Origin of the sequence: Leptospira jelokensis (assembly GCF_004769635.1) — a bacterium.
GTDB classification, from domain to species: Bacteria; Spirochaetota; Leptospiria; order Leptospirales; family Leptospiraceae; genus Leptospira_A; species Leptospira_A jelokensis.
Window position 1 is genome coordinate 24,249 of the sequence record NZ_RQGH01000023.1, and the last position, 19,044, is coordinate 43,292.

21 protein-coding genes are annotated in these 19,044 nt (G+C 38.7%); 12 read left to right on the plus strand and 9 right to left on the minus strand.

The window, feature by feature from the left end:
- Positions 1 to 26: 26 nt before the first annotated feature.
- The 3 genes from fliN to asd all read right to left on the minus strand — a co-directional run bounded on the left by fliN (position 27) and on the right by asd (position 3,765).
- On the minus strand, positions 27 to 1,097 hold the full coding sequence (gene fliN, locus EHQ62_RS08560) for a flagellar motor switch protein FliN (RefSeq protein ID WP_135641891.1): 1,071 nt from the start codon (positions 1,095 to 1,097) through the stop codon (positions 27 to 29).
- A 96-nt stretch (positions 1,098 to 1,193) separates the two neighbouring features.
- Positions 1,194 to 1,517 (minus strand): DUF971 domain-containing protein, encoded by a 324-nt coding sequence (locus EHQ62_RS08565; protein ID WP_135641893.1) that lies wholly within the window; start codon positions 1,515 to 1,517, stop codon positions 1,194 to 1,196.
- Position 1,518: 1 nt separating this feature from the next.
- The gene (asd, locus tag EHQ62_RS08570) at positions 1,519 to 3,765 is read right to left on the minus strand and encodes an archaetidylserine decarboxylase (protein ID WP_135641895.1); all 2,247 of its coding nucleotides are present in this window, start codon (positions 3,763 to 3,765) and stop codon (positions 1,519 to 1,521) included.
- 35 nt (positions 3,766 to 3,800) lie between these two features.
- Here asd and EHQ62_RS08575 point away from each other — a divergent pair, with 35 nt between their 5' ends.
- Genes EHQ62_RS08575 through EHQ62_RS08590 form a run of 4 tightly spaced genes read left to right on the plus strand, consistent with a single transcriptional unit; the run spans position 3,801 to position 5,674 of the window.
- Positions 3,801 to 4,625, plus strand: coding sequence for an LIC_11366 family protein (locus EHQ62_RS08575; protein ID WP_135641897.1), 825 nt, complete (start codon positions 3,801 to 3,803; stop codon positions 4,623 to 4,625).
- Between the two features lie 39 nt (positions 4,626 to 4,664).
- Positions 4,665 to 4,904: a hypothetical protein gene (locus EHQ62_RS08580; RefSeq protein WP_015678955.1), complete on the plus strand. Its 240-nt coding sequence runs from the start codon at positions 4,665 to 4,667 to the stop codon at positions 4,902 to 4,904.
- Entirely contained in the window at positions 4,901 to 5,248 is a 348-nt protein-coding gene (locus EHQ62_RS08585) for an arsenate reductase family protein (protein WP_135641899.1), read from the plus strand. Before EHQ62_RS08580 ends, EHQ62_RS08585 begins: the two co-directional genes overlap by 4 nt.
- Positions 5,249 to 5,674 carry an SRPBCC family protein gene (locus tag EHQ62_RS08590; protein WP_135641901.1) on the plus strand — a complete coding sequence of 142 codons (426 nt, stop codon included), beginning with the start codon at positions 5,249 to 5,251 and terminating at the stop codon, positions 5,672 to 5,674.
- A gap of 3 nt (positions 5,675 to 5,677) precedes the next feature.
- On the opposite strand, the gene lpxD is transcribed toward EHQ62_RS08590, so the two are convergent.
- Positions 5,678 to 6,700, minus strand: coding sequence for a UDP-3-O-(3-hydroxymyristoyl)glucosamine N-acyltransferase (gene lpxD / locus EHQ62_RS08595; protein ID WP_135641903.1), 1,023 nt, complete (start codon positions 6,698 to 6,700; stop codon positions 5,678 to 5,680).
- 102 nt (positions 6,701 to 6,802) lie between these two features.
- Between lpxD and EHQ62_RS08600 the strand changes: the two genes are divergently transcribed.
- Positions 6,803 to 7,282 (plus strand): OmpA family protein, encoded by a 480-nt coding sequence (locus EHQ62_RS08600; RefSeq protein WP_135641905.1) that lies wholly within the window; start codon positions 6,803 to 6,805, stop codon positions 7,280 to 7,282.
- Here EHQ62_RS08600 and EHQ62_RS08605 read toward each other — a convergent pair.
- Genes EHQ62_RS08605 through EHQ62_RS08625 form a run of 5 tightly spaced genes read right to left on the minus strand, consistent with a single transcriptional unit; the run spans position 7,279 to position 12,056 of the window.
- Positions 7,279 to 7,875, minus strand: coding sequence for a TIGR04282 family arsenosugar biosynthesis glycosyltransferase (locus EHQ62_RS08605; RefSeq protein WP_135641907.1), 597 nt, complete (start codon positions 7,873 to 7,875; stop codon positions 7,279 to 7,281). The two genes, EHQ62_RS08600 and EHQ62_RS08605, sit on opposite strands and share 4 nt — an antisense overlap.
- Complete coding sequence (locus EHQ62_RS08610) at positions 7,835 to 9,091, minus strand: MptA/MptB family glycosyltransferase (RefSeq protein ID WP_135641909.1); 1,257 nt, start codon at positions 9,089 to 9,091, stop codon at positions 7,835 to 7,837. Before EHQ62_RS08610 ends, EHQ62_RS08605 begins: the two co-directional genes overlap by 41 nt.
- A 16-nt stretch (positions 9,092 to 9,107) precedes the next feature.
- Entirely contained in the window at positions 9,108 to 9,833 is a 726-nt protein-coding gene (locus tag EHQ62_RS08615) for a glycosyltransferase family 2 protein (protein ID WP_135641911.1), read from the minus strand.
- Positions 9,811 to 11,133 carry a multiheme c-type cytochrome gene (locus EHQ62_RS08620; protein ID WP_135641913.1) on the minus strand — a complete coding sequence of 441 codons (1,323 nt, stop codon included), beginning with the start codon at positions 11,131 to 11,133 and terminating at the stop codon, positions 9,811 to 9,813. Before EHQ62_RS08620 ends, EHQ62_RS08615 begins: the two co-directional genes overlap by 23 nt.
- 2 nt (positions 11,134 to 11,135) lie before the next feature.
- Entirely contained in the window at positions 11,136 to 12,056 is a 921-nt protein-coding gene (locus tag EHQ62_RS08625) for a sulfurtransferase (protein WP_135641915.1), read from the minus strand.
- A gap of 140 nt (positions 12,057 to 12,196) precedes the next feature.
- On the opposite strand from EHQ62_RS08625, the gene EHQ62_RS08630 reads away from it, so the two are divergent.
- The 7 genes from EHQ62_RS08630 to EHQ62_RS08660 all read left to right on the plus strand — a co-directional run bounded on the left by EHQ62_RS08630 (position 12,197) and on the right by EHQ62_RS08660 (position 19,030).
- A complete protein-coding gene (locus tag EHQ62_RS08630; RefSeq protein WP_135641917.1) occupies positions 12,197 to 12,673 on the plus strand; it encodes a DUF4395 domain-containing protein in 477 nt (158 codons plus the stop codon).
- Positions 12,674 to 12,681: 8 nt separating this feature from the next.
- Complete coding sequence (locus EHQ62_RS08635; RefSeq protein WP_244241706.1) at positions 12,682 to 13,971, plus strand: hypothetical protein; 1,290 nt, start codon at positions 12,682 to 12,684, stop codon at positions 13,969 to 13,971.
- Positions 13,972 to 13,975: 4 nt separating this feature from the next.
- A complete protein-coding gene (locus EHQ62_RS08640; RefSeq protein ID WP_135641919.1) occupies positions 13,976 to 14,587 on the plus strand; it encodes a helix-turn-helix domain-containing protein in 612 nt (203 codons plus the stop codon).
- Positions 14,588 to 14,809: 222 nt separating this feature from the next.
- On the plus strand, positions 14,810 to 16,162 hold the full coding sequence (locus EHQ62_RS08645) for a rhodanese (protein ID WP_135641921.1): 1,353 nt from the start codon (positions 14,810 to 14,812) through the stop codon (positions 16,160 to 16,162).
- Between the two features lie 82 nt (positions 16,163 to 16,244).
- Entirely contained in the window at positions 16,245 to 16,616 is a 372-nt protein-coding gene (locus tag EHQ62_RS08650) for a hypothetical protein (RefSeq protein WP_135641923.1), read from the plus strand.
- Positions 16,616 to 17,572, plus strand: coding sequence for a hypothetical protein (locus EHQ62_RS08655; RefSeq protein ID WP_135641925.1), 957 nt, complete (start codon positions 16,616 to 16,618; stop codon positions 17,570 to 17,572). The genes EHQ62_RS08650 and EHQ62_RS08655 overlap by 1 nt, the downstream gene beginning before the upstream one ends.
- A gap of 9 nt (positions 17,573 to 17,581) precedes the next feature.
- Complete coding sequence (locus EHQ62_RS08660; RefSeq protein ID WP_135641927.1) at positions 17,582 to 19,030, plus strand: rhodanese; 1,449 nt, start codon at positions 17,582 to 17,584, stop codon at positions 19,028 to 19,030.
- Positions 19,031 to 19,044 lie beyond the last annotated feature (14 nt).

The window sequence follows — 19,044 nt, forward strand, 5'->3', positions numbered from 1 at the left end:
TTCTTTTCCTGTCCGAGTGTTTTGGATCATTTTTCGCCTTTGAGTCTGTCTGTAGGACTTACGATATCAGTGACACGAACACCAAAGTTTTCATCGATGACCACAACCTCACCCTTTGCAATGAGTTTGCCATTCACAAGTAAGTCCACCGGCTCACCAGCCAACTTATCAAGCTCGATGATGGATCCTTCCCCTAAACCTAAAATGTCTTTGATGTACATTTTGGTACGACCAAGCTCCACTGTGAGTGCCATCTGCACGTCCATGAGTAGATTGAGGTTCGTTTGGCCTGGTCCACCACCAGCTGTTGCCAAGGAAGGGAAATTCACACCTTTGATCCCAACAGAACCTTGTCCACCACCCATACCCATGTTAGGTTGCATATTGACGTTCATTCCGCCGGACTGTTGTTGTTGTTTTTGGCCTCCACCCTTTTGGATGTCTAGGATGGAATTTGCCATTGATAAAGCGATTACGTAGTATACCTTAAAAGAACCAACTCCATCAATATTCAAGCTGAGTGATGTCTTCACCAAACTACTGTCATCTGGGAGTTGCAAATCACGACCAGAATTCACAAGAGAAATTTCTGGTGGGCTACCAGACATGGTACCACCAAGTTTCATTCCAATTTGCGCTGTTACAGTCCCCAGGATGGGGGCCAGTGAATCTTTTAAGGTTTGGAGTTGGGCATTGTCGAGTTGGCCTGGAGGAGCCATACCACCCATCATCACACCAGCAATTTTGGCAGCATTTTCTTGTGCCATCACAAGGCAAACTCGCCCCGCCAAACTGCCGCTAATGGTTGAAAACAAACTAACTGATTTTGTGCCTAATTCTTTTTGGATGTCCGCCGAAGAGCTCGATTCCGTGGCAGGGTTCATAAAACGAGTGTTTTTTGCCAAGATCGTGCCAAGTGTGTTCCCCGCCACCTGGAATGCAGAGCCGATCACATCTGATATAATGTCGCGGTCAATTGGAGATAGGTTGTCCGATGACGAACTGGATGCGCCACTTAAGGAAGAGAGGTCGAATGTATCATCCGCGCCTTGTAGTAATGCGTCTATCTCGTCTTGTGAGAGTGAACCTTCACCCATGCCCTTTTATCTCCGGAAAAACTTAGGATAATGAGACATAATATGAATGTTTTTGTCACTCAGTTTTTTTCCGAATTGACAAAAAGTGACCAAACCCTAGTCAAAGGCGCCGGAATTTCCCTCAGCATAGGCCCGCAAATGGTCATAAGAATAAATTCCCGTATTGTGGTAGTCACTCCATACGATGGAGATGGCATACCGGCCAACCTTGGTCCAAGATATGAGTTTGATGGACTCGATATGACCAGTGGCTTGGCCTACTTTGCCACCATGCCCACCCCTGCAAGTGGCGCAGGGGCATTTTTTGCGAAGGTCTAACAACGAGTATTTGCTGCCATGCCCATCCTTCCAATCGATGTAAAGAAAGTCATCATCGAAGGAAATTTCTTTCGGGAAGGTGGCAAGTTGGGAATTCATCATCTTAAAATTTGACCGGTAAACTTGTTTTTTTGGATTTAAAATGGCCTACAGTCGTTCCGTATTGGATTTTATCCCCCAGTTGGATGTTTGTCAAATCGATTGTATCATTTTCAAACACGAGGATGACAGTGGATCCCATTTCAAATCGGCCCATTTCGGAACCTTTGTCAATCATGATGGATACATCCTTGTAATGGTGTTCCTTTGCAAAACGGATCCAATTGTTTGTGACAATTTTATTGTCATAGGTGACTCGGATTTTTCCCACATTGGAGGCACCCACTTTGATTACGGCGATTTTTCCATACTCGGTTTGTAAGAATGTGATGAGCCTTTCGTTTTTCGGGAAAAGCCCTCGGATATTGAGCACCGCTAAGTCATTCACTGGAAACAATTTCCCTGGTTCGTAATAGTATCCTAAAATTTGGCCTGCAAACGGACTGTGGATGCGGTGGTAGTCTTGTGGGGATAAATAAAAGGTAATGTACTTTCCATTTGTGAAATGTGGGTAAAACTTTTCAGAACCTAACAGCTCTTTTACGGAATAATCAATTCCTTTCGCTTGGATGATGGTGGACTGGTTGATATTTCCAAAACTTGTGATTTTGGAATCTGTGGGAGAAACAACTGCATTGGTAGCCGAATCAATGATCCGAGCCTCTGCCCGGAGCGCTCTTGTGAAAAACTGATTGAGAGAGGCATACTCTTTGATTTCCAGTTCCGCTTCACTTAAGTTGATTTTATATGCTTTTGCAAATGCCTTTAGGATCGGGATCATCATAAATCTTGGTAGTTTCAATGTCGAAAAATAACCAAAGATTTTTGAGATTAGGTTTTTAGGAAGTAAGGTTAAAAACAATAAATAGATGTCCTTAAAAATTTCGTACCTTGCTCCAGATTCAGAAAGGTATTTTTTAAGTTCTAAATTCGCAGATTTGCCAAGTAACATTAAGGAAACAAGGAGGGGGACACTCGTGATGACAGCAGCCACATAACCCCAATGCATCACAAAACTTAGGACACTGATTCCGTAATTTACATACAAATACGCAAACCCTAAAGTAGATCCAATGAATAACATTCGAAAAAAATTGGAAAATTTTTCACCAAACACATAAAAAGCGTTTTGTTCCCCACTGTAAAACCAACCTGCCAGGCTTAAGATCCCAAAACACAAAAAGGAAATCACAAACAACATGGCTGGGATGGAATTGTTTTGGACCAAAATGCGATCAGGAAACGACAAAATTGTCTCTAAATTGACAGCACCATAAGAGTACAATACGTACCCTACCATAGTTGCCATAATGAAACCTTCAAAAAAGGAAGCAAGCATACTCACTAATCCTTGTTTTGCGGCGTAATCAGTTCTCACAACACCAGCAATTCCAGAAGACTTTCCTACAGCCGTCTCTGTTGACAAAAAGAATGTACTCAGTGAAACCGAAAGTGCACGTAAAATGCCAAAAGCACCTCCACCTTGCAACGCCTTGATGGAAAAAGCTTCTTTTGTGACATCCGTAATGAATCCAACAAAAGAAATCATTCCGTTTGAGAAAAGTGAAACGTAACCAAAGATAAATAGGATGATGCCAATGGGAGCAAGGATACTCGCAGCCTTACCCACTCGCCTAACACCACCGATCACAATGAAAAGTAATACCACTGATAAGGAAATGGGGCCAGACAAACCCGACAAACTTAGCCCTTCTTTTGTAAGGTAGGTGAGGCCAACAAATGGGAAAATCCCACCGAAAACAAGAACCGTCACAAGACTGGCAAGTGAAAAGGCAACCGCAAGCCACTTCGCCCGGAGTGCCTTTTCGATAAAGTACATGGGGCCAGATAGGTAACGCCCACTTGGGAGTTGGTTCCGAAATTTGACTGCCAAAGTGGAAGAAACAAACCGGATGGGCATGACAAAAAGGCTCATCACCCAAATCCAAAAAAGAACACCAATTCCGCCGTAGGCGATGGCGAGAGCCGTTCCAATCACGGAACCTGCTAAAAGCGAAGACCCAATCCCAGCAAAAAAAGCCTGAGAGTGGACAAGTTGCCCCTTCGAACCTTTAAAGTCCATATTCCCTGTTAGGATTTTCAATGAAAGGAAGAGGAATCGAATCTGTGGGAAACCCAACCTTACGCTTAAGTAAACGGAAGCGAGTAGGATAAGGTAAAAATATGGGCTTAGGATGTCTGATCCTAAAATGAGATTAAACTGAGATCCGTTTTGAAAGAGTGTTTCCATATAGGTTCTTCCTCACGAAATTGGATGAAATTGTTATGTCAAGATGTATTGTAATCCTTTCGATTCTCGTTTTCCCCATTTGGTTTCTTAAAGGACCAGACTTACTTGCCGAGGGTACAGGAATTGAATTTGGTCTCAGGTATGGAGCGGGAGAAAGAGTTCCAGGTAGGTTCGATGGTGACTTAAAACAATTCAGTTCCACCTTCAATCCTCTCATTTATTCAGACGTAAGTTTGAGTGGAGGTAGAAACACCTATCTCTACGAAGGTTTTTTGCGATTTTTACTCGATTCACGATCTAGGTTTGGGTTTGTCGTTGGGAGGAATGATTGGCAAATCTTGAAACTAACAGAAGTTACTAATGATTTTTATTACACTAAGTTAAATTCCGAAATTTATTCTTATCATGTTTTAGCAATGTATCATTTTGTTACCCCGGTTTTCAAAAACTGGGAATGGGAAAATGGACTCGGTATGGGATTTACTTCCGCAGATTGGAACATCAGAGGATACTCAGTTGGAGAACTTCCTCCTGATACTCAATATTTTAACCAAAGAGGGAGACTCCGAGGCAGTGGGCTTAGTTACAGAGCCGAAACTGCCATCAATCACAGGTTATACGATCGTACCTTTTTTCAATTTGGACTTGGTTACCACCATATTGCCATCGATCGGTTTAGCGGGAATTATAACGGTGAATCATCAAGTTTTTATATTGCAACAAATGGGCGAGTGGGAGTCGTTGATGACACAAGGATCATTGATGCCACTGTGAGCACTGCACAATCATTTCGTAGGTTGGATATGAACTCAGGTGCTTGGATTTTGTATTTTTCAGTCTTCCAAAGGTTTTTGGATTGACGATCCTTTCAATTGAATGAAATTCTTTAAGAAAATTCCATGAAATCCCCTAAAATCATTACCATCGGTATCAAAGAACTGGCCCACCAGAAGGTCATCCTCGCTGCTTGGTATAACTTTCTTAAAGAAAACTTCGACGCAAAAAAAGTTTCTGCGGAAGAGTTTACCTTATACCTACAAGCACATGTGATGTATGACTTGGACAAAGATCAAATCGAATTGATGTTGTCTGGCACAGAATCACTTCTCGAAGAATTTAAAAAGTCAATCTTTGGATGAACTTACAAATCTTCGGCACAAAAAAATGCAAAGATTCTAAAAAGGCACAACTCTTCTTTCAAGAGAGACGTATTCCTTTCCAATTCATCAACCTACAAGAAAAAGAAATGAGTAAAGGGGAACTTAGATCCATTCTTGGTAGTGTCAGTTTAGATGATTTGATTGATACAGAATCAAAAGTTTATGAAGATAAAAATTTGAAGTATATGTTATACGATAAAGAAGAGGCACTTTTAACAAACCCTCTACTTTTCAAAACCCCTATCGTCAGAGATGGCAAAAAAGCAACCATTGGATTTGTACCAGAGATATGGAAACAATGGATTAATGAATCCAAAAAATAAATGATCGAAACAAAAGTTGATACTTTAATCCACAAGCCCGTAGAGGTAGTGTTTGCATACGTTCGCGACATGACGAACCAAACTGCCTACAACCAAAGCATTCATGCTGTTGAAGTCAAAAATGCAGAGGCTACTGAATACAAAATTCAAATTGATTTGGGTATCTTTAAATTAAACGAAGTTTATAAAATAGAAGACATCATCGAAAACCAAGCGATTGTCGCAAGCTGTACGGCAAACGGTATGAAATTTACCGATCGATATGAATTCGTAAAGGAAGGCAATCACTGCCGCCTTACCATTTCAGACAAAATGGAACTAAAAGGCCTATTTCAGTTGAGCGAAGGTTTGGTAAAAATGAATCTCAAATCACAAATGACCGAAAACCTCAATCGATTGAAAACAATTTTAGAATCTAAGTCTTAAACGTTAAACATCTTTACTATTTTTGCGTTTTGCAAAATCTTTAATCAATTCGGGTAACATTGGTAAGGCGCTATGGATTCGGTGCATTTCGAGAGCAGGCCTTGCCGGAATTCCAAAGTAAGCTGTTTTTTCCTTCGAATCTTCTGTAAGCCCCGATAATCCAAGTAAAATGGATCCTTTTTTCATGGTTAAGTGTTCGGCAACAGCAGACTGTCCCGCAAGAAAACAACCGTCCTCAATGGTAACAGAACCGGCAAGAACGGTTGCTCCAGCGATATATACATAATTCCCTACACGGCAATTGTGGCCTACGTGAACATGATCATCAAATTTAGTGAAATTTCCGATTGTAGTTGATTCCAAAGCAGCACGGTCAACCGTACAATGTGCACCCATTTCTACGTCATCACCAACAATGACATTACCAATTTGTGGAACCTTGTAACGAACTCCATTAAAATCATAAAAACCAAATCCATCGGCACCAATGACAGTATTTGCATGGATCAAATTGCGTTTGCCAATCTTACAATCATGATAGACTACAACTCCAGATTTAATGACAGTTCCGTCCCCTACTTCCACGTCTGATTCAAGCACAACATTTGGGAACAAAACTACATTGTCACCGATCACAACATTTTCTTGAATGACTACAAAATCCATGATGGTGACATTTTTTCCAATTTTGGCGCTGGGATGGATACTTGCCTTTGGTGAAATGGATTGAGAGAGAGATGGCTTTTTTTCAAACAAAGAGATCACTTGTATGAATTTGACTTTGGATCCTTCCTCAGGAACAATGATGGCATTGGGAAAAGTGTTGGCCAAAGAATCGATTGTAAGAGCGATTTGAACTTCTAGCGCCTTTTTATGTTTGTATAGATACTTTTTGGATGCCACATAATAGATGCTATTCGGATCAACAGGAGTATGATGTTCCAAATCTTTGATGCCCTTGATTTCCAACTCGCCATTTCCAGTGAAACTTGCACCTAATTGTTCAGCCAATTCTTTCAATTTCATTTCAACACCTATGGTGTGAAAATTAATGAGAAGGGACATATTTCAATCATAATTTTAAAAAGCATTCTTTGGAATCATTCGATTGATACCGATCATTATAGTATGCCATCATCTTTTTCCTATAAAGTACTAGTTTGTTTTTTGTTAACTTACAGCGTTCAATACATTGGGGTTAGATATAATGAATTGGCTGCACAAGAAGGTACTATCTTTGAAAATCCTTATCAAAAAACTGAAAAACAAACAGACGTTACCGCGTTTACAATTTATTTCACAAAAAAATCAATTCAAATTCCAAAGGCTGACCAAAATCGATTGCAATCAGTAGCAGATTTTCTGAACCAGAATCGGAATTATGAAATCTACATTGAAGCACATGCAGTAGAAGGTAAAAATTTTAAAGAAGACATTTTGATCAGTGAAAAAAGATCTTTGGAAGTGGAACGTTTTTTATTGATTCATTTTGTGGAAGAAGGTCAAATCCGAAGGTTATTTTATGGCAATTCCAAATCACATAACCGAACGAAGGAACATGAAGCCTTAAATCGGAGAGTTGAAATCCGGTTACAACAAAAAATTTAACGTATTTTTTTCCATTTTTCCCATTCGTGAATTGTATCGATATCATCTAGTTCTTCTAAAAGAGTACATTTAAAGTGATTCCTTTTGATATTTTCAAGTGTCAGAGTTAAAACAGAGTCAGTGCTCCAAGGAATTCCATCAAAGACAAAAGGTAAATACTCATTCATTCCAAGCAAATAATAACCCCCATCCAGAGCAGGACCGATCACAAAATCCGAATGTTCAAGTGCTTTATACGCATCTAAAAAAATCGATGCCTTGAGATAAGGGCAATCAGTTCCAATGATGAGAACTTTCCCTTTTGATTTTTGAAACTCATGTTGGAAGGCATTTGCCATCTTTGTACCAAGGTCACCAGATGACTGTTTGGAATGTTTGTATCCAATTTGAAAATAAGAATGCCCAGAATCTGGGATTTGATCCCAATACACAATTTTTTCTGCTTCCAAGTCGGCTGTAACGGACTCGGTGATATCTAATAATTCTTCATACACCTCCAAAGCCTTGGAATCCCCAATCGTTTGGGCTAATCTTGTTTTCACCTGACCTAACTTAGGTTGCTTTGCGAAGATGATAAGTGTCTTTTTTTGCATAAAAAAATAATCCTAATAATGAGTACATCCAATACAAATAAAAATATGATTCTGAAACATAGATTGCATATGAGAAAAATCCAAGGCTACAAACAAAGGACTGCCATAAAATGGGTATCCGACAAATCATTCCAAGGAATACAAAAGGGATCCAATACCAAGGATGGACCACAGGCGAAAAAAGTAAAAACATCGTGTAAATCAGGAACAATCGAATCTCTTTGGTTTGGTTTTGGAATTTGGAATGGAAACTAAAAACCAATGCCAACAAAAGAAAACTGATAAGGGAAAATATCCCCGATAGGTATGCAAGACCAAACCCACGTAAGGTGAAATAAAAAAATGGCTCTAAAATGCCTGCGAATCGAAAGGAATGTAAAAAAAGGCCTATTCCACGATTCCCTTGCGCCAACCAATTCCCAAATACAGTGGCCTTCCATAGGAAAAGAGACAAAAAAACAAATCCAGTTAAAACCAAAATCTGTTTTGATTTCCGAAAAAAAGAAAAAAGGAAGAGGATTGTATTTAGTTTCAATTGGGTAAGAATCAAAAATACCATGCCAATCATTCGATTCTCTTTGAGTCGTATCAGTAAAAGTAACCATGGGATGAATAAAATCTCAGGGTGCATTTGCGAAATTCCTTCGATGATCACAAGTGGATTTGCAAAATAGATCCAATAAAAGGTAAGTGGTTCTTTGGGATAAAATCTACGGATGAGAAGTAAATTCAAAACATCGATGAATAAAAACAAAATCTGATTTGCTAAAAAAGTAACAGAGATAAACTCATTGATAAAGGAACCACAAATATAAAAGAAAAGTAATAACAATGGATAAACGGAAACATAATCCGGGCTATTCATTCGGGATAAAAAAAATTCAAATCGCCCGAGGAGTGTAGGATTTTGTTTTATCCAATCACTAGGAGTGAATTCATAAGGGTCAAATCCAGAAACAAGTAACTTTGCATCAAAAAGATATCGGTAAATATCATCACTAAGATGGGGAGTCACACCGAGTACAACGCAACGCAAAGCCACGCCATACATAAAAAAGAAAGGAAAATTGTTTTGAAATATGGATACTTTCTTATGCAAAAAAAAGAAATAACTCGAGAGCGAAAAAGTGGAAACAATGATCGAAGGTAAATCATTACGGTCCATACCATGAACGACAAAAAAAAGCAGGAATGGATATAAAACTAGGAGGAACATCTTCCACCCAAGATTTTCATTTGCGAAAAAACAGTAATTTAAAAAAAGTATAGAGGATTTTTATACCCACGCGAACCGACATGGAAATTGTGCCCGAAATTTTTGAGATACCAGCAATCCGTTTTCGGTAATGAACTGGAATTTCAATCACTTTCATTTGATTTTGTAGGGCTTTGACATGCATCTCTATGTTCCAACCCCAAGTAGGATCAATCATTTCCAATTGCAGTAATGATTTGTAACGAATGATTCTAAGAGGCCCCATATCCGTGTATTTTTTTTGAAAAAAGATTCGGATGAGAAAACAAGTTAATCTGTTTCCGAATATCTGGATCGGTGAAAGGGATCCAATTTCTGAGACACCAAGTGTCCTTGATCCGATTACCAAATCCGAATTGGTATCACGGATTGTTTGGTACAAACGATTGATATCCTTTGGATCGTCCGAACCATCGGCATCACAAAATAAAATAAATTCAGGATTTAAATCCATGGATCGAATCCATTCCAAAGCAACCAGGCAGGCACTTCCATATCCAATTTTTGGACAATCCAATGTTTTGATTCCCAACTCTTTGACAATGAAAGCTGTTTTGTCTTTGGAAGCATTATTGACAACGAGGAAATTTGATTTTACTATCCCAGAACCTTCCAAAAGACCAGTTAATGCTTGTTTAATGCTTAGTTCTTCATCCCTTGCCGGAATGATGCAAATGAGATCATTCACCTTTTCTTTTTGCATTTCGTTTGAATAATTCTTCCAATTTTGTATCACTCCTCTCTTTCCCTTTGCGATCAAATATACTTTCCAATACAATTGAACTGTGAGGGTATAAATCTTTGATCTGTCTGACTTTTTCTCGAAATGACAAAGGCACAATTTCTGCAGTTTGTTGCATATAATCAGAGGTAATATTTTTTAAACGAACATGGATTGCCTGGAATCGGAATCTTACTATGGAAGGATTTCTTTCTTTTAAATCTATCTTCCATTCAAAACTTCCAATTCCATGGATTCGATTGTCACTTATTTTTTTTGCGTTAGGTGACCATTCCCATTCTTGGCCAATTTTTGTTTCTTCCTGATACAGAATTTCACCTTTTTGATTCAATCCTTCCAGTATGAGTCGATAGAATCGTTCCGGATCACCCGATGTCACATGGTGGCTTGCAAATTGATTTTCTATGGTAAGGAGAATACTTTCCTCATTAATACTGATTTTTGAAAGTACAATCCCTGGTTTGTAACCCAATCTTACTTGATCTTTGTAAAAGGCAAAGGATTTTGGAACACCTCCTCCTACAAACCCATGACGATGGGAATTACGATTCGGGCGATTTAAGGAAGGTTTCACAAAAGACCTTTTAACCTCAGGCATATGACAATTGGCACATGTTTTTTGGGAGTCTGCTAATTTTAATTCCGTACCAGTTTGGAAAGCACAGATCAGCGACTCATTTAGCGTATATGTTTCATTATGACAATCGTTACAACGATTTTGTAAAAACTCTCCATTGATCTGAATGGGATGTGGGGGGGATGTACCACCACTTCCACCAATCACATAACTTTCTTTTGTATTGGGATCAACGCGAACATGGCAAGTCGCACAAGTAATGGCTTCTTCTTTCATATCGGCATTAAATTTGGGATTGGGAATTTCAATTGGTTCAAAATAGTTTCCACCACGTAAAGAGGTGACAATGGTTTCTCTTTGGTTTTGAATTGGGATGTGGCAGTTGAGACAAATCCATTTCGGAGAACTAGGTTTGGCCAATTCCGATTGGAACTGAAGGTCACTGAGTGCATTTGCATGAGTCGACAATTTCCACTCTTCATAAATTTCCGTGTGGCAATTCCCACAATTTCTGGCAGTTGGCGCACCAACTCCTTTTAGATCAGGTAAGTTTTCGATGGGCCTCACCCAAATTTTCCCTGGAAAAACTTCCTCCAAAGAAACTTCACGTTGGCTTTGAAAAACAAAATAACCCGTTAACAAAGTGAATACGGAAGAAAAACTGATAATCAGATATCGTTTCAAATTTATTTTTCCAAAGGGAGATCAGTGTAAGAAGACCACTCCCACATTGATCCAGAATAATTATAAGCATTATAACCGTAGGATCGTAAAATTCCTACTACGAAAGCAGACCTGACCCCACCCGTACAATAAGCAATGATAGGTTTTTTAGGTGTGACACCAATTTGAATTAAAATTTTGTCCACCTCTTCTTTTGATTTGATCCTACCCTCTTCATCAAATAGGGTTTGGTAATAAAACAATTTGGCACTTGGAATATGCCCACCTCGGGACTCGCCATACGGAGTGGCACCCGAAAATTCACGTGGTTCCCGTGTGTCTAAGATTTGGTATCTACCAAATTTGAGTTGTTGTTTGATCTCTTCTAAGTTGATATCAGTTTTTTTGAAAACTACCGCATTCGATATGTTAGACGATTTCTGAATTGGATTTGGAGTCTTTTGGTTTCGTTTACTTTTTTCGATGGCTTCTCGTAAAGAAGGAACACTACCGTCATACCAATACGAATGAGGATAACCAACTTCCCTCAAACTCCAGACAATACGACCTTCCTCTCCCCAGCCGTTTTTTCCATCACCTAAAACGAGGATGAAATCATTCCGAGAAATTCCGAGATTGGAAATTATTTTTTGGATTTGAGCTTCAGGTCGTAATTTGCCACGAAAGGGAGCCTCTGATTGGGAAAGTTCTTCCCACCCCAATACCTTTGCACCCGGGACTTGGGAAGTGGTCCTTGCAATGATCGAACGCGTGTCAATGAGCTTAATTGCAGGGAGTTGGCCCGTTTCTTCGGGGGATAAAAACCAGCGCCCTTCCCATGGGATTGGACTTTGCTTTACGGGATTGGCTGTGATTTGGAGCCAAAAAGCCCAAAACAAAGCAATTGAGAAGAGGTAAATTCCGTAGGTTTTTTGAATTTTCATGATCTTCCCCTCCTAAATAAAGGTTAATACTCTTCTAAGACGAATTTTCCGTCAATAAGATAAACATTTCCTCCAAGAAAGCGAATTTTTCTTGCAAATGATAGCCTCTCACCCATTTTGGAAGGAAACGGAGGAAACAAATGAAACTAGGATTTTACCCGGACGTAGTCAATGAAAATGTCACTCGCATTGTGGCATCCAAGGTTGTGCTTTTAGGGGTTCTTTCGATTTTATTCCCCAACTATATAGTGTTAGGTTTGCTATTACTCGGTTTTGCCCTTCGCTTAAGTTACGGCCCAAAGTATGAGCCATTCGCGCTCATCACTTCGAAGTATTTAGTACCTTGGCTTGGTATTTCGTTTGTTCCTTCGGCAGGTCCACCAAAACGATTTGCACAATTGATTGGATTTAGCTTCAGTTTAACAGCGATTGTATTATTCGCCAATGGATTGACATTAGCCTACCAAATCACCTTGGCAACACTTGTGTTTTTTGCATCACTTGAATCGTTTCTTGGATGGTGTGCAGGATGTTTTATGTTTGGTATCCTTATGAAAATTGGAGTGATCCCTGAGGAAGTCTGCGAACGTTGCAATCATTTGAATTTTAACAAATAAGAATTCTTTTGTACGAATGGATTTTATTTTCCTCCACTCTACTGGTTACTATTTTCTTTCTGAAAGTAGTAACCTTTCCCAAAAAAGTAATCCAACTTAATTTCAAACTATTTTTTTTCATTGGTTTTGGACTCAGGGTCCTTTGCTTTTTTTTCCCTCCTGTTTGGGAAGATGATTGGGCAAGATACTTATGGGAAGGAAATTTAATCCGAAACTGGATTTCACCTTACGAAGTGGCACCTAATTTCTATTTCTCGGAATTTTTAGAACCATTACCCTCGGAAATCCTTTCTAAAATCAATCACCCTGATTGGACAACGATTTACAGTCCCTTTATCCTCCTATATTTTTCGTTATTTACCTATGGTTTTTCCACCTTTTTCTTAAAAGTTAGTTATTTGTTCTTCGAATCAATTTGTTTTGCGATTGTTCCCAAACATAAAATGAATTTTATGATGTTATTGTATTGGGTGTATCCAATTTTCATTAAAGAAGTTTACATTAACTTACATTTTGAAGTATTACTTGTTTCATTTTTTTGGATTTTTTATACATTCCTAAAAAAAGAAAATCTCAAATTGGGTGCCGGTATCTTTGGATTTCTTGTCCATATGAAGTTCTTAACCTCCATCTATGGTCTTCTTTTCATTCCCTACCTGAGATTAAAAAACTCCAAACAAACGCCTGCATTTTGGATTCAAGTTGTCCTTTCGTTATCGATCGGATTCTTACTATTTTTTGGATTTTATTTGATTCTTTTTCCCAATTCAAATGATTTTGGTCTTTCCAACTTACATCACTTTGGTGAAACATTTACATTTAACCAATTTTTTGAACCAGTCTGGAAATTCTTTTTTACGATCAATTTACGGAGTATTCCCTTTTTTTTCCAATTCCTATTGCTTTTTATCTACCTTTACCTTACGTTAAAAGAAAAAAACAAAACCAAAAGGTTTTTTGTCCTCTGCCAAAAACATGATTTTTATTTTTACTTTGGCTATTTTATTTTCACAAACATCCCGGTGGTGAACCCTTGGTACTTTTTAACGTTAGTACCTCTCATCATCATATCTCGTTCTCAGTCTATTTTACCATGGATCCTCATTAGCAGTCTCCAATTATCATATCTAACAAATATTAGGTTAGGCTTCCATTTTCAGTTTCTTTATGAAATTCCAACACCAATTCTTGTTTTGGAAGCCATTTTATCCATCTCCTGCATTTTCCTATATTTTCGCAGAATATTCATTTTACTTTACAAAATATCCAATATATCGAACATAGCCCTGAAGGGATGACGGTATGGATGAACAAAAAGACGAACCAATTGGACGAAATGATTTAGATCAAAACGTAGACGAAGTCTTAACCGTTGTACTCGGTGAAACTTTAAAACGTAGGCGTTTGGAATTAGGTTTGTCTATGGAAAAACTGTCTCAGTTATCCACAGTCAGCCGTGGGATGCTTGGTCTTATTGAATCAGGTAAAACCACACCAAGTATAGGGATTTTATGGAAACTATCCAAAACCTTACGAATCCCCATTGCCGAAATGATCCCTGATTTATTTTCACAATCTCCCCGGTTTATCCCGGCCAACGAGGGAAAGGTTTGGATATCTTCAAAAAACTTAAGTAAATCAAGGGTTTTATACCAAGAGGACAGAGAACGATTGAATCTTGTCGAATGGAGTTTGGAACAAGGAAAATTAAACCAATTCCAACATTTGCCGCAAGCTCATGATATTAAAATTTACCAAGTATTAGGAGCTTCTAAGATCAAATTAAAAAATAAAACCTACCATTTGGAAGTGGGCGAAAGTGTATTTTTCCCTATTTCCGAACTTGATTCAATCGAAAATGAATCCGACGGATTATCTAAGTTTTTATGGATCTCATCGAAAAAATTTCGATAACCCAATCGTTTGAAATCAAATTTCGAATCACATTCTAAAACTCTGTAAAAGCGATTGGAAAATCCTCCAATATTATATACGCTATTACAGAGTTTTCCTCTGTTAAATTAAATTCAAACTTTGTCTCAAAACTCATAATTTTAACCTATCCTTAACCAACCCCTTTAGTCTCTGGTGCAACCCCTACAGAGAAAGGATTGGAATGAAACAAAAGGATAGAATATGAAAACAAGTCTTCAACACCAGTTGATCGCCATTTTTACCGCGGGGTTTCTCGGAGCCTGCGGTGGGAACAAACAAAATGATAACAACAATTTACTTCTGGCTGCCTTAGCCCTCTCCAATGGGATTAAAGTGAACTCAGCAGTAGAATTAGCAAAAGAATCGAATGATGATTATAACCTAAATGAATATGGACTCATCACACCACAAACGTTAGGGAAATGGGTCAACAATTGGGCAGGTACAAAACCAAGTGGCATCAATGGAAAATTGGTAATCTTACAAAATGGTGCGAGTACTACTGTTGGAAAAGAATACATCGCAGGGAATGGCAATGATGTTGTTGTCTATTCTTTTACTTTTTCTGATGGAGCCAATGCGTTAGACGGTGGTGATGGCTTTAGCCAAAAGCGAAATAGTGGACTCAGTGATACTGTTTCCATTATCGCCAACGGTTCAAAAGTAGATACCATTCTCAATCGATTTGGAATTGATCCTGTCAATGACCTTGTTGTATTTGTCTCAGCTGCCAATCAAGCAAGCCATGTCCAAGGAACCTTACGTGGATTTTATTCGTTTCGTTATTGGGGATTCGACCATAAAAACTTAGCATTCCTCAATGGAACTCTCCCAAGACTTGTGAATACGGATGGAAATTTTGTTCCCTTTCGCTCGACAACAGACACTCCTCCAAATTTAAACAATCGTTATTCGGTAAAAAGCCTTCGCGTAGATAATACAATCCTGATGTTACCAGTTGAAGATGTGATCAAAGCTGTAAAAGATCCAAACAATGTGAATGTTGCAGGGCTTACATCGAGTGTCTTTATCTCTGATGCTAGGTCATCATCAGGAAGTAGCAATGAGTACAATGGCGTTGTTAAGAGTACAACTTCCGAGGTATCAGGTAAGTATGTTGGTTTTGAAGGTCGTATCAAAGGAGCAAAAGATGTTCCTTGGACAGGACTTTTAGACACTGAACATCGCTTTAAATCAAAAGCGGATCTCAAAGCATATTATGAGTTACGTGGGTACACACCAGGTCAAACTGCAATCCAACTTTGCCGAACCAATAACCGTTCCCAAGTGACTGGCTTTTCCTACATTGCCATCCTAGGATACCCTTCCACTTATTATGATGGAAGTTGGATCGAATGGGGTAGTTTGACTGGCGGCGGACCTGCACCAAAACTTCCTTCAGACTCACCCTTCCGCACTGACATTCCTGAGTTATCAGAAGTGATCAATTACAATGTGGCGGGCGATGTGGATCCAAATTTGCCTACTAACTTAAATTCGTTTGCAACTACGTCTCGAAAAATCATCGAAGAAGACAAAGCATACAAACGTTGATTTAGCAAAAAGAACAAAGAGTAAGATATGTAACTTACTCTTTGTTTGGTTCAATATAAGTATATAAAACTGGGAAATGATTATGAAAAATTTGATTCAATTATTAATCGTGATAAATTTGTTTATTACAAATATCGTTTTAGCATCTGGTGGGATCAGCGGTGGTGGCATCGCAAACATTCCACAAGGCCAAGACCGTGAAAAATACCATTTAGGAAAGGCAATTTTTAACCAAGAAGTTAGTTTAGAAAAACAAACCAATGCAAACGTTAACACAACTGACCAAGAAGAGAGATTGGAAAACCTCCAAGGGAGTTTACCGAATACAGAAAAACGTAGGGTAAATTTACCTGATTTCTCTGGCAAACTCACGGAAGAACAATTACAAGCCCTAGAATATTTCATTCAAGTTCGATTCAATATCAAACTTCCTGAAAAGAAGAAGGATAAATGATGAGAACAAATTTCAAATTACTCAGATATCTTTTTCTTTTTTTAACAATCCTTGCTTCGAATCTATATTCGCAACAAGCATGGGCACCGTATGAGAGACAACTTTGGGTACGCCCTGTATTTGTTCATTCTGAATATGATAGTGCCTTCCTTGCTGGCCAAAAGGCAAAGTATGATGATAATGTTCGGATTACAGTTGCAAACCTCGCTTTAGAATATGGTTTTACCGACCGACTAACAGCAGATTTAACGATAGGCTTTGGTAGATTAGGAAAACACAGAGTCTTTAATCGTTATTTCGGACTACAACAAACTCCAGAAGTTCCTGACAAATACGGCTTTATGGACACTCGTTTTGGACTCCGATATAAACTTCTTGATGAGTTTGATTCGAAATTCAGATGGATGCCCACAATCTCACTTCGAATCGGAGGAATCAAACGTGGAGATTATGACCGTAATCCCCAATCCTTAGGTGATGGCGCAAGTGGAGGCGAAGTCAATTTGTACTTAGCTAAAGATTTTGGGCTGTGGGGACTTGGTGGACTTGGAGAATTTTCCTATCGCAAACGAGAAAACCCGGTGCCAGATGATATCCTTTATTACGGTGCACTCTACAAACGATTCTTTGAATCTTTGTTTTTAACTGTTGGTATGCGTGGGCAAATCGGACAAGGCGGATATGCGTATGCGGACCCAAGGCAAGAACCCCCATGGAACTTAGTTCGTTACCCGCAACCTACCTATTATGGTATCAATCCCTATGATGTCTATGTTCAAAATGAAAGGCCTGCTTGGGGAAGAAAGGAAATCTTTCATAATGCGGAAATCGGATTTAGTTATGTGGATAGTTTTGGCAACTTCTACACATTATTTTATTCGGAAACCATCGCTGGTTACAATACCGCCAAACTAAAGACAGTCGGATTTGCTGTCACTTTACCTTATAATTTATAAGAGGATTCTATGAAAGTTAAACAGTATTTTATATATTTTCAAATTCTAGTCACATTCATTGGTTGCAAAGGACTCCCTGAGTATGTTTTTTTACCTCAAAGTCTTAAGTTCGACTTAACTCCATTTTTATTTAGAAACTACTCTCCAGCGGAGCTTGCAAAGTTATCCAATTCAGATTACAATTTGAATGAAAGTGGTCTCATCACAGGAACAAAACTTTCGCGGTTTTTATCGAATTGGAACACAAATAAACCTAGTTATGTTTTTGGAAATTTAATTGTATTCCAAATCCAAACTTCCGGCTCCAGTGGAAGGTATGTATTTTTTGATGGCAAACAATCTTTTGCATACCCGATCACCAATCTAAATGATTTGTTATCAGAAACCAGAGACGATGGAGTTTTAGCAACGGATGGTATCGTTGGGAAAGGGAAAGAAATCTCAGATTTTTTTGCAATTTACGGAATTGATCCAGCCATCGATTATGTTGTCTTTGCTTCCGACACATCCAACTTATCAAATTTATCATCAGCTACGTTTGCTTACTATTCCTTACTCTACTGGGGATTCCCTAAGGAAAGACTCGCCGTTTTAAATGGTTCGATTGCAGATTTGACGGCGGCATCTACATTATTCACAACCTCTTCGTATAATTATGCAAATAGCAATCGAGCTGGAACCACCAAAACATTGTTTCGTGATCATACTTCTTTGCACCTTACCATTGGTGACCTGATCCATTCACTTAAAAATGGGAATAGTAATTTAGAAAATGTAGACCCTCTACCGATTGAAGGTTATTATCTCATTGATGGAAGGCAAAATGCTGCTTTTACAGGAACCACAAACTCTACCGCTTCTGGTTCAAAGTATTCGAATTGTACAACAAAAACAAATTCCAGTTTTGTATCCAATACCTGTGTCTCTACATATGAAGGTAGAGTCAAATCTGCTTCGAACTTAATACCAACTGATCTTTATGATGGAACTAGTTTTCAATTTAGAACCTTTTCGCAATTAACAACAAGCCTAAATAACACTGGTTATCCGGATCAAAAATTGATTTATTTATATGGTGAAGAAGGGATCCGAACTTCAGTTGTTTGGTTTGTCCTGCACCAAATCCTTGGAAAACCGACTAGGTTCTATGAAGCTGGTTGGAAACAATTTGGCGCTTTAGGACTCAGGTCACCAACTTCAGGTTCAAGCCCGAGTGCCATCACACAACCAGCTTCGTATTGGAGGACTGATACCGCCCAATTGGCTGATGGGATTACTTCCAATGCAGACGCAAACGTTCCCAATTACCAACTCGATTTGTCCAGGCAATTCATCAAATCTTCTAACAAAATTCGAGAGGAAGATAAATCCTTTTTAAGAGGAAGTTCTACAAACGCTGGCTCTGGTGGTGGTGGAGGTGGTCCGACTGGAGGCGGAGGAAATGCTTGTGGTGGATGATGAAATTGAAATGA